The 12,608-nt window shown below is 62.6% G+C and carries 15 protein-coding genes; 6 read left to right on the plus strand and 9 right to left on the minus strand.

Going from position 1 to position 12,608, the window contains the following annotated elements; all coding sequences use genetic code 11:
* Positions 1-4: 4 nt before the first annotated feature.
* The 3 genes from pdhA to eno form a co-directional block, all read right to left on the minus strand.
* Positions 5-925 carry a pyruvate dehydrogenase (acetyl-transferring) E1 component subunit alpha gene (pdhA, locus tag EJ073_RS04430; RefSeq protein ID WP_245455673.1) on the minus strand — a complete coding sequence of 307 codons (921 nt, stop codon included), beginning with the start codon at positions 923-925 and terminating at the stop codon, positions 5-7.
* A gap of 316 nt (positions 926-1,241) precedes the next feature.
* Positions 1,242-1,565, minus strand: a complete 324-nt coding sequence (locus tag EJ073_RS04435; protein WP_126054629.1) for a septum formation initiator family protein — start codon at positions 1,563-1,565, stop codon at positions 1,242-1,244.
* A 156-nt stretch (positions 1,566-1,721) separates the two neighbouring features.
* On the minus strand, positions 1,722-2,996 hold the full coding sequence (gene eno, locus EJ073_RS04440; protein ID WP_126054630.1) for a phosphopyruvate hydratase: 1,275 nt from the start codon (positions 2,994-2,996) through the stop codon (positions 1,722-1,724).
* Between the two features lie 199 nt (positions 2,997-3,195).
* Between eno and EJ073_RS32705 the strand changes: the two genes are divergently transcribed.
* Entirely contained in the window at positions 3,196-3,318 is a 123-nt protein-coding gene (locus EJ073_RS32705) for a hypothetical protein (RefSeq protein ID WP_274608485.1), read from the plus strand.
* 66 nt (positions 3,319-3,384) lie between these two features.
* Here EJ073_RS32705 and EJ073_RS04445 read toward each other — a convergent pair whose 3' ends face one another.
* From EJ073_RS04445 to EJ073_RS04460, 4 genes are all read right to left on the minus strand, one after another.
* Positions 3,385-3,750, minus strand: a complete 366-nt coding sequence (locus EJ073_RS04445) for a PRC-barrel domain-containing protein (protein ID WP_126054631.1) — start codon at positions 3,748-3,750, stop codon at positions 3,385-3,387.
* Positions 3,751-3,820: 70 nt separating this feature from the next.
* Positions 3,821-4,027, minus strand: coding sequence for a dodecin family protein (locus tag EJ073_RS04450; RefSeq protein ID WP_126054632.1), 207 nt, complete (start codon positions 4,025-4,027; stop codon positions 3,821-3,823).
* A gap of 100 nt (positions 4,028-4,127) precedes the next feature.
* On the minus strand, positions 4,128-4,970 hold the full coding sequence (kdsA, locus tag EJ073_RS04455; protein WP_126054633.1) for a 3-deoxy-8-phosphooctulonate synthase: 843 nt from the start codon (positions 4,968-4,970) through the stop codon (positions 4,128-4,130).
* Positions 4,967-5,845, minus strand: coding sequence for a VOC family protein (locus EJ073_RS04460; protein ID WP_126054634.1), 879 nt, complete (start codon positions 5,843-5,845; stop codon positions 4,967-4,969). Before EJ073_RS04460 ends, kdsA begins: the two co-directional genes overlap by 4 nt.
* 587 nt (positions 5,846-6,432) lie before the next feature.
* Here EJ073_RS04460 and EJ073_RS04465 point away from each other — a divergent pair.
* Genes EJ073_RS04465 through EJ073_RS04480 form a run of 4 tightly spaced genes read left to right on the plus strand, consistent with a single transcriptional unit; the run spans position 6,433 to position 10,540 of the window.
* Positions 6,433-7,599, plus strand: coding sequence for a glycosyltransferase (locus tag EJ073_RS04465; RefSeq protein ID WP_245455675.1), 1,167 nt, complete (start codon positions 6,433-6,435; stop codon positions 7,597-7,599).
* Positions 7,596-8,573, plus strand: coding sequence for a hypothetical protein (locus tag EJ073_RS04470; protein WP_126054636.1), 978 nt, complete (start codon positions 7,596-7,598; stop codon positions 8,571-8,573). Before EJ073_RS04465 ends, EJ073_RS04470 begins: the two co-directional genes overlap by 4 nt.
* Positions 8,566-9,579, plus strand: a complete 1,014-nt coding sequence (locus EJ073_RS04475; RefSeq protein ID WP_126054637.1) for a GNAT family N-acetyltransferase — start codon at positions 8,566-8,568, stop codon at positions 9,577-9,579. Before EJ073_RS04470 ends, EJ073_RS04475 begins: the two co-directional genes overlap by 8 nt.
* 58 nt (positions 9,580-9,637) lie before the next feature.
* Positions 9,638-10,540 (plus strand): glycosyltransferase family 2 protein, encoded by a 903-nt coding sequence (locus EJ073_RS04480; RefSeq protein WP_190233829.1) that lies wholly within the window; start codon positions 9,638-9,640, stop codon positions 10,538-10,540.
* Here EJ073_RS04480 and EJ073_RS04485 read toward each other — a convergent pair.
* Positions 10,513-10,800, minus strand: a complete 288-nt coding sequence (locus EJ073_RS04485; protein WP_126054639.1) for a Dabb family protein — start codon at positions 10,798-10,800, stop codon at positions 10,513-10,515. The genes EJ073_RS04480 and EJ073_RS04485 overlap by 28 nt on opposite strands.
* Positions 10,801-10,899: 99 nt before the next feature.
* Positions 10,900-11,034 carry a hypothetical protein gene (locus tag EJ073_RS32710; protein ID WP_281033049.1) on the minus strand — a complete coding sequence of 45 codons (135 nt, stop codon included), beginning with the start codon at positions 11,032-11,034 and terminating at the stop codon, positions 10,900-10,902.
* Positions 11,035-11,294: 260 nt separating this feature from the next.
* Here EJ073_RS32710 and EJ073_RS04490 point away from each other — a divergent pair, with 260 nt between their 5' ends.
* Positions 11,295-12,551, plus strand: coding sequence for a cyclopropane-fatty-acyl-phospholipid synthase family protein (locus EJ073_RS04490; RefSeq protein ID WP_126054640.1), 1,257 nt, complete (start codon positions 11,295-11,297; stop codon positions 12,549-12,551).
* The last annotated feature ends 57 nt before the right edge of the window (positions 12,552-12,608 follow it).

Below are 12,608 nucleotides of genomic sequence, written 5' to 3' on the forward strand. Positions count from 1 at the left end.
CCCTTTACAGTACGATGTCGGTCCAGAGCTCGGACGGATCCGGCTCGGCGTCGTTCTGGGCAAATTCGGCGGCGTCGGCGACGATGTCGCGGACCTCCTTGTCGATGGCCTTGAGCTCGTCCTCGCTGGCCCATTTCTTGTCGAGCAGCCGCGCCCTGACCTGCTCGATCGGGTCATGCTCGGAGCGCATCTTCTGCACTTCTTCCTTGGAGCGGTACTTCGCCGGATCGGACATCGAATGGCCGCGATAGCGGTAGGTCTGCATCTCCAGGATCAGCGGGCCGTTGCCGGCGCGGCACCATTCGGTGGCGAGATCGGCGGCGGACTTGACGGCGCGCACGTCCATGCCGTCGACCTGGATGCCGGGGATCTTGAAGGATGCGCCGCGATGGGAGAAATCGGTCTCGGCCGAGGAGCGCGACACCGAGGTGCCCATGGCGTAGCGGTTGTTCTCGATGATGAAGATCACGGGCAGCTTCCACAGCGAGGCCATGTTGAAGCTTTCGTAGACCTGGCCCTGGTTGGCGGCGCCGTCGCCGAAATAGGTCAGCGACACGTTCTTGTTCTCGCGATAGCGGTTGGCGAAAGCGAGACCGGTGCCGAGCGACACCTGCGCGCCGACAATGCCGTGGCCGCCATAGAAATGCTTCTCCTTGGAGAACATGTGCATGGAGCCGCCCTTGCCTTTGGACAGCCCGCCCCGGCGCCCGGTGAGCTCCGCCATGACGCCGCGCGGCGACAGGTCCATCGCCAGCATGTGGCCGTGGTCGCGATAGGCGGTGATCATCTGGTCGCCTTCGATCAGCGCCATCTTCATGCCGGTGACGACGGCTTCCTGACCGATATAGAGGTGGCAGAAGCCGCCGATGAAGCCCATGCCGTAGAGCTGGCCGGCCTTTTCCTCGAAGCGGCGGATGAGCAGCATGTGCCGGTAGGCGGCGAGCTCATCGTTCTTGGTGAAGTCGGCAGGCTTCGGGGCCGAGAGCCCTTGTGATTTACCGTCGTTTTTGGATTTGGCAGGCGCTTTTCTGGCGGCGGTGGCCATGCATCACTCCCTGTTGGCGTCTCTTCGCGGACATTTAGAGCAGGATGAAATCCGCTCCGAGGGAGATCGTCTCTCCCCACCGATTTGAGCGAGGCTAACATGCGGGAAAGCATTGCGCCATGCTGAAAAATGCATGGCTGGCATGCGTCTAAGCGATTAAAATCATTGAAAATATAGGCGATTAACTGGAATTCAGTTATTTCGCTGATACCGGCAACATGACGGTGATTTCGTCGGCGTGGGAGAGATTGAGCGCCTTACGAGCCTGCTCGTCAAGCATATCTTTCTCCAGCGTGCCCTCGTGCATGAGCTGGACACGCCGCTCGAGATCGACCCGGCGCGCCTTGACGGTGTCGAGCTGCGCCTGCAGTTCGACCGCCCTGGCTTGGAGCTGGTACTTGGAATAGATGCCGAACTCGCCGTGATAGGCATGGAAGCCGAAATAGGCCAGGAACAGCACGCAGAGCGAGGGGACGATCAGCCGGCCGGTGTTTCTCTGCTTGTGCTGACGTGTCCACATGATCCAGATCCTCGCGGCCGCGAACCCGAACGGCCCGAGAATCTTTTTCGCTCCATTGTGCTTAATGGACGGTTACGGATGGACGTATCCAGTGCCCCAAAACGAAAAAGGGCGGGAACGCCCCGCCCTTCCTAGATATAACGATGGGATGCCAGATCAGGCCTTGACCACCGACTTGCCGGCGTAGCGTGCCTGCTTGCCCAGCTCTTCCTCGATGCGGATCAGCTGGTTGTACTTGGCCATGCGGTCGGAGCGCGACAGCGAGCCGGTCTTGATCTGTCCGCAATTGGTGGCGACAGCGAGATCGGCGATGGTCGAGTCCTCGGTCTCGCCCGAGCGGTGTGACATCACCGCGGTGTAGCCGGCCTTGTGCGCGGTCTCGACGGCGTCGAGCGTTTCGGTCAGCGAGCCGATCTGGTTGACCTTGACCAGGATCGAATTGGCGACGCCCATGTGGATGCCGTCGCGAAGCCTTGCCGTGTTGGTGACAAACAGATCGTCGCCGACAAGCTGCGTCTTCTTGCCGATGAGGTCGGTCAGGATCTTCCAGCCTTCCCAGTCGTCCTCGGCAAGGCCGTCCTCGATGGTGATGATCGGATAGTCGGATGCGAGCTTGGCCAGGTACTTGGCCTGCGCCTTCGGATCGCGGGTCTTCTTCTCGCCCTCATAGACGTAGTTGCCGTCCTTGAAGAACTCGGTCGCTGCGCAATCGAGGCCGAGCGCAACGTCCTCGCCCGGCCTGAAGCCGGCCTTCTCGATCGATTCCATGATGAAATCGAGCGCTGAGGGTGCGCTCTTCAGATTGGGGGCGAAGCCGCCCTCGTCGCCGACATTGGTGTTGTGGCCGGCATCCTTGAGCTTCTTGCGCAGCGTGTGGAAGATTTCCGAGCCCCAGCGCACGCCGTCGCGCAGCGTCGGCGCGCCGACCGGCAGGATCATGAATTCCTGGAAGTCAATTGGATTGTCGGCATGCGCGCCGCCATTGATGATGTTCATCATCGGCACAGGCAGCACGTGCGCCTTGGCGCCGCCGACATAGCGGTAGAGCGGCAGGCCGGCCGCTTCGGCCGCGGCCTTGGCGACCGCCAGCGACACGCCGAGGATGGCATTGGCGCCGAGCCGGCTCTTGTTCGGCGTGCCGTCGAGCTCGATCATCGTCTGGTCGATGTGGATCTGGTTCTCGGCTTCCATGCCGCCGATCGCCTCGAACAGCTCGCCGTTGACGGCCTCGACGGCGCGCTGGACGCCCTTGCCGAGATAGCGCGGTCCGCCGTCGCGCAGCTCGACCGCTTCATGGGCGCCGGTCGATGCGCCTGACGGTACCGCGGCGCGGCCCATCGAGCCGTCTTCCAGCACCACGTCGACCTCGACGGTCGGATTTCCACGGCTGTCCAGGATTTCACGCCCGACTATGTCGACGATGGCGGTCATTGCGATGTCCCCGATTGATCGATTGAAGCGTCGCGCCCCTCTTAGCCAAAGTGCCGCAAAAGGCAATCGGGCCGCGGGCAAATATTGCCGCCCGGCCGATTCACGAAGCGCAAATTTCTGTCATCATAAGTCATGCGCGGCACGCCGCTTTCTGGTCTATGATTCTGCTTGCGCGGGGCGAAACAGGAGGAGTTTCGCCATGTCCCAGTTGAGCGGTATCGTGAGTTTGTTCCTGATCGCGGCAGCGTTCCTGACGTCGTGCGACAACCAGCAGCCCCAGCAGGGCGCCGCGCAACTGTCGACACTACAGGCAGCGCAGTAGGATCTTCCAGAAGAAGGGCCCCCGCATGTGCGGGGGCCTTTCGATTGCGACCTGCCGACTTGGCGATCAATGCCAGTAGGGCTTTACGTGGTAGTATTCGAATGACGCATCGCGTGCCGCCTCGCCGTCGGCGCCGGTTAGCTCGTCGATCGAATAGGCCGGGGCGGCCTTGAGCTGCTCCTTCGTGAAAGCGACGACGTAGCCGCCCATATTTTCGTCATAATCGAGGCTTGCCCACGGAATGGCGTGATACTTCTCGCCCATGCCGAGGAAACCTCCGAAGCCGATGACGGCGAACATGATGCCGTTCGACATCTTGTCCAGCATGACGTCCTCGATGCTGCCGATACTGTCGCCTGCGGTATTGTAGACCGACGTGCCGATGACGCGCGAGGCGGCAATGGCTTCGGTGTGGCCAGACGGGGTAGTCATAGTGCTGCTCCTCTCGGTTAATGCCTGTTTTGACAATGAGGGGAGCGGGCGAAGGTTCCCGACTTTGTGCTTAGCTGTCGGTGAGGATGAACGTCACTTTCATGTTGACGCGATAGGCGATGATCTTGCCATCCGCGACGACGATCTTCTGGTCCTGGATCCAGGCGCCCTCGACGTTCTTCAAAGTTTTTGCGGCGCGGGCAATGCCCTTCTCGATGGCGTCCTGAAAGCTCTTCTTGGACGACGATGTGATTTCGGTGACGCGGGCGACAGACATGGCTTCCTCCTGCCAAGACGCACATTTGCGAGGATGAAGGTAACGCCGGGTATCTGCAACCACAAGCCGGCGCACGAATGGCCCGGACCAGCGCTGATTGTCAGCGCCCCTTGGCTACGCGGTCGAACGCCATCAGCCTTTCGAGCAATGCCCGAAGGTCCTTCAACGGCACCATGTTAGGGCCGTCGGAGGGAGCATTGTCGGGATCCTGGTGCGTCTCGATGAACACGCCGGCAACCCCGACCGCCACCGCCGCGCGCGAGAGCGTCTCGACGAAGCGGCGCTCGCCGCCGGTCGAGCCGCCCTGCCCGCCTGGCTGCTGCACCGAATGCGTGGCGTCGAAAATCACCGGCGCTCCGATCTCGGCCATGACCGGCAGCGCGCGCATGTCGGAGACCAGCGTGTTGTAGCCGAAGGAGGCGCCGCGCTCGGTCACCAGCACATTGGCATTGCCGGACCCGGTGACCTTGGCGACGACATTCTTCATGTCCCACGGCGCCAGGAACTGCCCCTTCTTCACATTCACGACCTTGCCGGTCAGCGCCGCGGCGATCAAAAGGTCGGTCTGGCGGCTGAGAAAGGCCGGTATCTGCAGGATGTCGACATGCGGGGCGACCAATGCGCACTGCTCGTCGGTGTGGACGTCGGTCAGGATCGGCAGCGCGAATTCCATGCGCAAATCGTCGAACACCGGCAGCGCCGCATCCAGCCCGGCGCCGCGCGCCCCGCTCAAGGAGGTGCGGTTGGCCTTGTCATAGCTGGTCTTGTAGACGAGCCCGATGCCGAGCTTTCCGGTGAGTTCCTTCAGCGCGCCGGCCATGTCGAAGGCATGCTGGCGCGATTCCAGCTGGCATGGCCCGGCGATCAGCGACAGCGGCGCGGCGTTCGAGAAGACGACGTTGCCGACGGTCACGGACGGATTGGGCGCCAGGGGTTTGTTCATTTTGTCTCCCGGAAGATGAAGGCGGCGCCCTGCCCGGGCGCTGGCCTGACGATAATATCATTGCCGCTCATGTGATGTGCGATGGCGTTGGCCGCAAGCAGGCGCGCGGCGATGGCGCTGCTGCGGACCGAGAAAACGATGGCGGCAAAGCGCAGATGCGGCGACGCTTCTATCGGAACGTTGCAGCGCGAGGCAAAGGTCCCGGGCTCCAGGACGGTCAGGGTTGCGTTCGGCAACTCTATCGCATCACCTTCCGAACTTTGCTTGCCGGCAGCCGTCGTGAGCAGCCCGATCTGACCAGAAGGCCTGTCGCTCACAGCGATGACTTCGACGATGCCTGTTACGCCGTTGGCATGCGCCTGCAATGCAGTGCGGTCGATCTTCGGTGCATTGATGCGCTCACAAGCGAAAAGGAAAGCGTCATCGGCATCCTTGCTGGCGCAGAAGGCCAGCTTGAAGGACGCCAAATCGCTCTTGCCGCTCGCATCGGTGAAACCACGGGAGAAACTCAGCAACTCCCCCGCCGACATCCCGGCTCCGACATAACGAACATGGTCGGCGTCGGCATCGCCGGTTCCGAGCACGACAGCGGAAAAGCCTTCGTCACCGAGGTTCTGCCGGTAGAGACGATCGCGCGCGACGAACACATTGCCTTCGCCTATCGCCCGGTCCGTCTCCAGGTCGTCGCCAACCGCCAGCGGCTCCAGGTAGGTGCCGTCGGCGAAAAAGACACAGCAGTTTTCGGTGCCAAACGGGTGGATGCCGGTCGGCGCCACGACAAAACCGAGTGAACCCAGCCGCACCCGCGCGGCATCCAGGCGCGCTGTCGGCAGCACCAGATGGTCGAGCGGATGAGCCTGCGTCGTTTTGATCATGCCGGCGCGGTGTGCATTATTCCGGAAGTCGGTTCAAGGGGCTCGGCGATGTTGTCCGGCCGGCCTGCCATTCTCCGGCACCGGGGCCAGTCTTGCCATCGCGGAAGGCCACCCTAGCTCACAACCATGGGAAGAACCGTCCTCATGGCCATGACGATTGCGGCGATTGTAATTGTCGCCACTCTGGTGCTGACCGCGCCGAAACGGGGCGGCGTCGATCCGGCCGAGACATCCGCCGTTCAAACAGAGTGAGGCCGCCGGCACCTGCATTTCTTGCGGATGCAACTATATTGCTGGTATAGGCGAATTGTCGTCAACTCTGACTTGAATTGACGACATACGATAAGGTATCCCCGCGTGGGGGTCCTCAAATCTTGCCTTGAATGGATTGTTTGCGCGATTGCGGTTCGCTCCCGGATGGCGATCGTTGCTCCATTTTTAGTGGCTGAATAGAGTGGCAGATGACCGGCGACAGCACGCTCAGGATATTGCGGATCACGCCGCACTTTTATCGGCCAGGCACATGGCCGGTCGCCTTCGATCCGGTCGGCGGCCTGCAGAATCAGACATGGACAATCGCCAATGCGATGGACGAGGCCGGCGCCGCCCAGACCATTCTGACCACGTTCATTCCCGGAAGCCCGAGAGAGGTTCAGCTTTCGCCGAGGATGCGCCTCAAATGCGCAGGCTTCTGGCTGCCGGAGTTCGCCGCCGGCCCGCTGCTCTGCTTCACCTGGTTCCTGGCCGCATTGCCGGAGCTGCTTCGAGCACGCGGCCGCTATGATGTCGTCCATATCCACTTCAACCACTCGGTCTGGTGCCGGGCCATGGCCATTCTGGTCTCCAGGCTGAAGATACCTCTCGTCGTATCGATGAACACGCAGCTCTGGTCCGGGCTCCAGCATGCACTGCGGCTCAAGGGGAAGACGTATGATGTCACCCGCTGGCTGGAACGCTATGCTTTGATGTCGGCCGACCGTGTTGTCGCACTCACCGAGCGTTACGGTAGGGAAGCCGTAGCGGAAACCGGGCTGGATCGCCGCGTGGCGGTGATCGCTGACGCTGTCGACGCCGAAGCGTTCGGCCGTCCGATCGACCCGGACGCGCTTCAAGCCTTTCGCTCCGAGCATGGCATCCCCGAGGGGCGGCTTGTGGTTAGCTTCATCGGCCGCATCAGCCCGGAAAAGGGTTGGCAGGATTTGCCGGCCCTGGCCAAGCGCCTGGCCGAAAAGGGCGTGTTTTTGTTGATTTGCGGCGATGGCCCCGACCGGCGCAAACTGGAAGCGGCGCTTGCCGCCATTTCGCGCCCGGACTGTTTCGCTATCACCGGTTTTGTTTCCCCGACGGAGGTGAAAAAGGCTCTGCAGATTTCCGAAGTCCTGGTTCTGCCGTCGCGGCGCGAGGTCCTGGGCAGCGTGTTGCTCGAGGCGATGGCCACCGGCCTGCCGGCAGTCGCCTATGCCGTTGGTGGCGTCGCCGATGTCGCCGGCAATCCGCCGGCATTGGCATTGGTGCGGGACGGCCAGCGTGACGATTTGATCGCCCGCACGATCGAGCTTCTGGACGAGAATCCACTGCGAAGCACCCTGATCGAGCGCGGGCGCCAACGGGTCGGGGATTTCGCGGTGCATTCGGCGGTTGCCCTCAACCTCGAGCTTTATGCCTCGATCCTGTCGGGATCCGGCATCGGCTCGCGAAACCGGGGCGACGTCCTGGCCTTTCAGGAGGACGGCGGTTCGCCGGATGGCGCTTGATCAATTTCGTCACCACGCGCAGCCACGCCTACACCGTCCGTCATCTGGTCCGCCAATTGGGCGATGCGCGCCGCTGGAGCTACGAACGCCTTTTCCGGCAAAAGGAACTGCGCGCCGGCACCTGGGTCTTCACCGATCACGAACGGCTGTCGTCCTTCGAGATCGCGCTGGCCGCGAAGGTCGCGAACAAGCTCGAGCAAGGCAGCTCGCGGGTGCTCAACCATCCCGCTCGCGTGCGCGGCCGACACGATCTGCTGAAGGCGCTGCACGAGGCCGGGATCAACCAATTCTCTGTCTGGCGTTGCGAAAGCCAGCCGCGGCCAAACTCCTTTCCGGTGTTCATCCGCAACGAGTTCGACCATCTGTCGTCCGATTTCGAACTGATCGCCGACCAACAGGCGCTCGACGCAACAATCGCCCGCATGAAGGAGAACGGCATTCCCTTGGCTGGCAAGTTGGTGATCGAATATGCCGGCCAGGAAGTCAGCCCCGGTGTGTGGCAGCGTTTCGCGACCTACCGCGTCGGCTCTCGGCTGATCGCCCACCATAATGCGGTCGACTTCCGCTGGGCAGCCAAGGATGTCGAGGACAAGACCCGTCTTCTTGCCCATCCGATGTTTGGCGCCTTCGTCGAGAATGAGCGCCGTTTCGTCACCGACAATCTCTATGAGGACGTGCTGCGACAGGCCTTCGATCTGGCTGGCATCGACTACGGCCGCGCCGACTTCTCGCTTGTGGACGGGCACCCGCAGATTTTCGAGATCAACACCAACCCGGCGCACGGCTCGCACCGCACGATCTACCGCGAGACGTTCCCGGCCAGGGTCGAGACGCAGCGGCTGAGCGAGGACAGGCTCTATGCGGCCCTGAGCGCCATCGACATGCCGATTGGCGCGGGGATCGCGCTCGACGATCCGGCGCTACGCACACAGCAGGTATTCAGGCGGCTTTTCCTGGGGTTGAAACGTGCTTGAACGCGCCCTGCGGCAACCGCACCCTGGTGACACGCCGGTCATTTTTGAGACCGTCGACCGGTTTGATTTCGGCTCGCGGGAATTCCGCCTGCTTTTCAATCGTGCCCGGGCAACGGCTTTCCAGCATCCCGATTGGCTGACGGCCTTCTATCGCCATCTTGCGCCGGCGCATGGCGTCGAGCCGCTGGTGGTGACCGGCCGGGATGCCGCCGGCGACCTCCAGCTCGTCGTGCCGCTTGTGCGCCGCCGCGCGAAGGACGGATCCCGCTCGATCGAATACGCCTTCCTTGGTGTCACCGACTATGCCTGTCCGATCGTTGCCGAAGGCCTTCGGCTCGACGAGAGGACCGCGCAGGCCTTTCACCATGCCCTGGGTTCCCATGCCGGGCTGAAAATCGGCCCGGTCCATCATCAGCATGTGCAGCAATGGCGCTCGCTGCTGGGGAGCGAGCCGCTGGCGCTTGGCTTCGGCGCGCATGCCGTGCGCTATGGCTTCCCCTATGGCGAATGGCGGCGCGCCAACCTGGGCAGCCATCGCGCGGCGGCGCTTGATCGCAAGGCACGCCGTCTCGATGATACAGGCGAGCTTCGGCTGGAGCTCCTGGAATGCGATGCGGTGCGCTCCGCAATGATGGCGGGACGCGATTTCCGGTCCGGGCGCTTTCCGGATGATCCGCTGCAGACGGCGCATGGTCTCGAATTCTACATTGATGTCGCCACCAGCGGAGCGCGCTCCGGCCTGGCTCAAACCTGGCACCTGGTTTCAGGCGAGAGCACGGTCGCTCTCGTTTTCGGGCTGATCGACAAAAGCAGCTTCCGCTACGTTCTGCTCTGCTGCAACTACGTCGCCCATGCGCGCTATTCTCCGGGGCGCCTCGCGCTGGACCGTGTCATGGCGGCTTGGGCGGCCAGCGGCGGCGAGACTTTCGATTTCACCATTGGCGACGAGCCTTTCAAGGCTGATTTCGGCTGCTCTCGAACCCCCATGCACGAGTTCCGCCTGTGACAGCCTTGCCGAATTCCTTGCCAGTCGCACAGGGAGAAGTCGTCACCCCCGGATCGCGGTGGTTATCCCGGCCAGGAACCGCCGCGGCAGCCTGCCGCGCACCCTGGAATCGGTCCTGTCCGATCCTCGGCGGGACATCGAACTCGTGGTCGTCGACGACGCTTCCGACGACGGCACCGAAGCCTATCTGGCTTCGCTTGCCGATCCCCGCCTGGCCTGGCGCCGACTACTGGTGCGATCCGGTGCCAACCGGGCACGCAACGAGGGCGCCGCGCTGACCAGCGCGCCGCTTATTGCGTTTCTCGATTCCGACGATGCATTCTGTCCGGGACGCATCGAGCGGTTGATCGCGTTCTTCGATGCCAATCCGGATATTGCGTGCACCATCGACGGCTTCAGCGACGTCGCGGACCGGCGCCGGCGCCTGCACCTGTTGCCGGACCCGACCCCTGACGCCGACAGGCTGCGTCAGCTGCTGCTTTGCCACTGCGTGCCATTGACCAATTCGACCGTTACCGTGCGCCGTTCCGCCTTCGTCTCGATCGGCGGTTACGATGTGGGCCTGTATCGTCATCAGGACCGCGAATTCCTGGTCCGGCTGGGAAAGCAGCACCGCATCGCCTTCGGCAAGGCCGCCGACGTCCTCAAATATCGTGAAGCCAATTCAATGTCGCGCACCCATGCCGGCTACATTGTGGGCCTGGACGATTTCGTCGCCCGCTGCCCGGACTATCGGACGAACGACTACGCCGCGATCCTCTGTTACCTGACGCTGCGCGGCGTGTTGAAGGCCGTGGCGCAGGGCAGCCTCGGCGTGGCGCTGGCGGAAATCAAGGCCTGGCGAAGGGCAAACAACCTGCCCGGGGGCTTTGGCGTCGTTTCCGGTTATTTCGCCGGGCGGCGGCAACGGCGGGAATTGGAACAGTCGTTCGCTCAGGCCGCCACGACGTCGGCTGAATAACGCAGTTCGCGCAATGGTTTGACCCGGCTGGTCGTCTCGGAATAGAGCGGATGCGCCTTGTAGGCGGCCAGCGCCGCGTCGTCCTCGAATTCGGCATAGACGACCACGTCGATCGCGTTGGAGAACAGATCGACCTTGGTGTTGAGCGTCACTTCGAAATGCTTCGAGTGCGGAATCTTGCCCAATTCCTGCAGGCCCGATCGCACGGTCTCCACATCCTCCTTGTGCCGCACGCTGAAGAAAACGATGTGCCGGATCAAACCAGCCTCCTTGATCGTCATTTCAGGCGTGTTTTGTGGGAGCAAGGGCGCAGCGTCAACCGGCAACGATGTCGCGCCCGCCTTGCGGTTGCCGGGGCGTTAGGCCGCTCCGGTGACGTATCGCACGATGCGCGACATCTCCCTGATTGTTACGTCGAGGTAGTGGCCCTGATTGTAGAGGCCATCCCAGATCAGGAAGAAGGTGATGGCGCAGATGACGATGACGTAACGCATGGCTGAAACTATCGTATGCAGGCTATCGCAACCATAGCGATTCCGCTGCAGGCGGCCATTTTCCCGCGGATTGTTGGCTCCAGATCCATCCTCGGCCTGCCCCTTGAAGTTCCTGCTGATGCCGTGGAAGATTGTGCCGGCAATTCAACGGCAAGCTCTGCAGTTCCGGTCGTGGCGACTGCGTTCGAGCCTGATGAATGGACCATGAGAGGGGTGTGGGGCCGGCGATGCGCGGGCTTCACGAAAGTCGGGGGCAGGAAATGGCTTTCAAGCAAGATCCTGGCATTGCGTCTGGCGATGCGGTGCTGCTTGACGAATTGAATTTCGCCGAGATCGTCAAGGGATTGCCGGCCAAGGCGCGCATGGTACTTTTGGCGGCCATGAACCTGCCGCGCGGCTCGCTCAAGGTCAGGATGCCGGACGGCCGCGCTGTCCTCGTCGGCGGCAAGGCGCCAGGTCCCGATGCCGAACTGGTGCTGAAGAACTGGCGTCTGCCCGGACGCGCCTTCTCCGGCGGCACGATCGGTCTTGCAGAATCCTACATGGACGGCGATTGGGACAGCCCGGATGTAACCAGTTTCCTCGAATTGTTCGTGGTCAACTCGGCTCTCGGCGAGAAGGTCGCTGGCGGCGCCAACTGGCTGATCAACACCGTCCAGCGCATCCGCCACTGGTTCAACGAGAACACGCGCACCGGATCGAAGCGTAACATCTCGGCGCACTACGATCTCGGCAACGCCTTCTACGAGAAATGGCTGGATCCGAGCATGACCTATTCGTCGGCGCTTTATGCAACGGGCGCCAACGATCTCGAAAGCGCCCAGGCCGCCAAATATCGCGCGCTGGCGAAAGACACCGGCATCGGCAGGAAGGACCATGTGCTGGAGATCGGCTGCGGCTGGGGCGGCTTCGCCGAATTCGCGGCGCGCGAGATCGGTTGCCGCGTCACCGGCCTGACCATCAGCCGCGAGCAGCACGACTTCGCGAAAGCACGTATCCAGAAAGCCGGGCTTGCCGACAAGGTCGACATCAAGCTTCAGGATTATCGCGACGAGACCGGCACTTACGACCGGATCGCATCGATCGAGATGTTCGAGGCGGTCGGCGAGAAATACTGGCCGGTGTTCTTCGGCAAGATGAAGACCTGCCTGAAGCCCGGCGGCACGGCCGGCCTGCAGATCATCACCATCAACGAGGCCGCCTACGAGGCGTATCGCGCGCGCCCCGATTTCATCCAGCGCTATGTCTTCCCTGGCGGCATGCTGCCGACACCCTCGATCCTCAAGGCTCTCGGCAAGGATCACGGCCTCGCGCATCTGCGCGAGCGCGTCTTCCCGCAGGACTATGCCCGCACGCTCGCCGAGTGGCGCCAGCGCTTCTGGGGCTCGTGGGAAAAGATCGTCCCGCTCGGCTTCGACGAGCGCTTCAAGAAGCTCTGGGAGTTCTATCTGCACTATTGCGAAGCCGGCTTCCGCGCCAGCTACATCGATGTCCGCCAGGTGGTCTATAAGGCCTAGCATCCGCAACACCGTGCGAGCACGCGGTGTTTGGCTGCCGGCGACGTTGTTGCCGCA

This window comes from Mesorhizobium sp. M4B.F.Ca.ET.058.02.1.1, from assembly GCF_003952505.1.
In the GTDB taxonomy this organism is placed as follows: Bacteria; Pseudomonadota; Alphaproteobacteria; order Rhizobiales; family Rhizobiaceae; genus Mesorhizobium.

Excerpts from the sequence above, each read along its gene's own strand:
- EJ073_RS04445 (WP_126054631.1), bottom strand. The coding sequence starts at position 3,750 with ATGACTACCCCGTCTGGCCACACCGAAGCCATTGCCGCCTCGCGCGTC.
- EJ073_RS04460 (WP_126054634.1), bottom strand. The coding sequence starts at position 5,845 with ATGATCAAAACGACGCAGGCTCATCCGCTCGACCATCTGGTGCTGCCG.
- EJ073_RS04490 (WP_126054640.1), top strand. The coding sequence starts at position 11,295 with ATGGCTTTCAAGCAAGATCCTGGCATTGCGTCTGGCGATGCGGTGCTG.
- eno (WP_126054630.1), bottom strand. The coding sequence starts at position 2,996 with ATGACCGCCATCGTCGACATAGTCGGGCGTGAAATCCTGGACAGCCGT.
- pdhA (WP_245455673.1), bottom strand. The coding sequence starts at position 925 with ATGCTGCTCATCCGCCGCTTCGAGGAAAAGGCCGGCCAGCTCTACGGC.
- EJ073_RS32710 (WP_281033049.1), bottom strand. The coding sequence starts at position 11,034 with ATGCGTTACGTCATCGTCATCTGCGCCATCACCTTCTTCCTGATCTGG.
- kdsA (WP_126054633.1), bottom strand. The coding sequence starts at position 4,970 with ATGAACAAACCCCTGGCGCCCAATCCGTCCGTGACCGTCGGCAACGTC.
- EJ073_RS04465 (WP_245455675.1), top strand. The coding sequence starts at position 6,433 with ATGGACGAGGCCGGCGCCGCCCAGACCATTCTGACCACGTTCATTCCC.
- EJ073_RS04450 (WP_126054632.1), bottom strand. The coding sequence starts at position 4,027 with ATGTCTGTCGCCCGCGTCACCGAAATCACATCGTCGTCCAAGAAGAGC.
- EJ073_RS32705 (WP_274608485.1), top strand. The coding sequence starts at position 3,196 with ATGTCCCAGTTGAGCGGTATCGTGAGTTTGTTCCTGATCGCGGCAGCG.
- EJ073_RS04435 (WP_126054629.1), bottom strand. The coding sequence starts at position 1,565 with ATGTGGACACGTCAGCACAAGCAGAGAAACACCGGCCGGCTGATCGTC.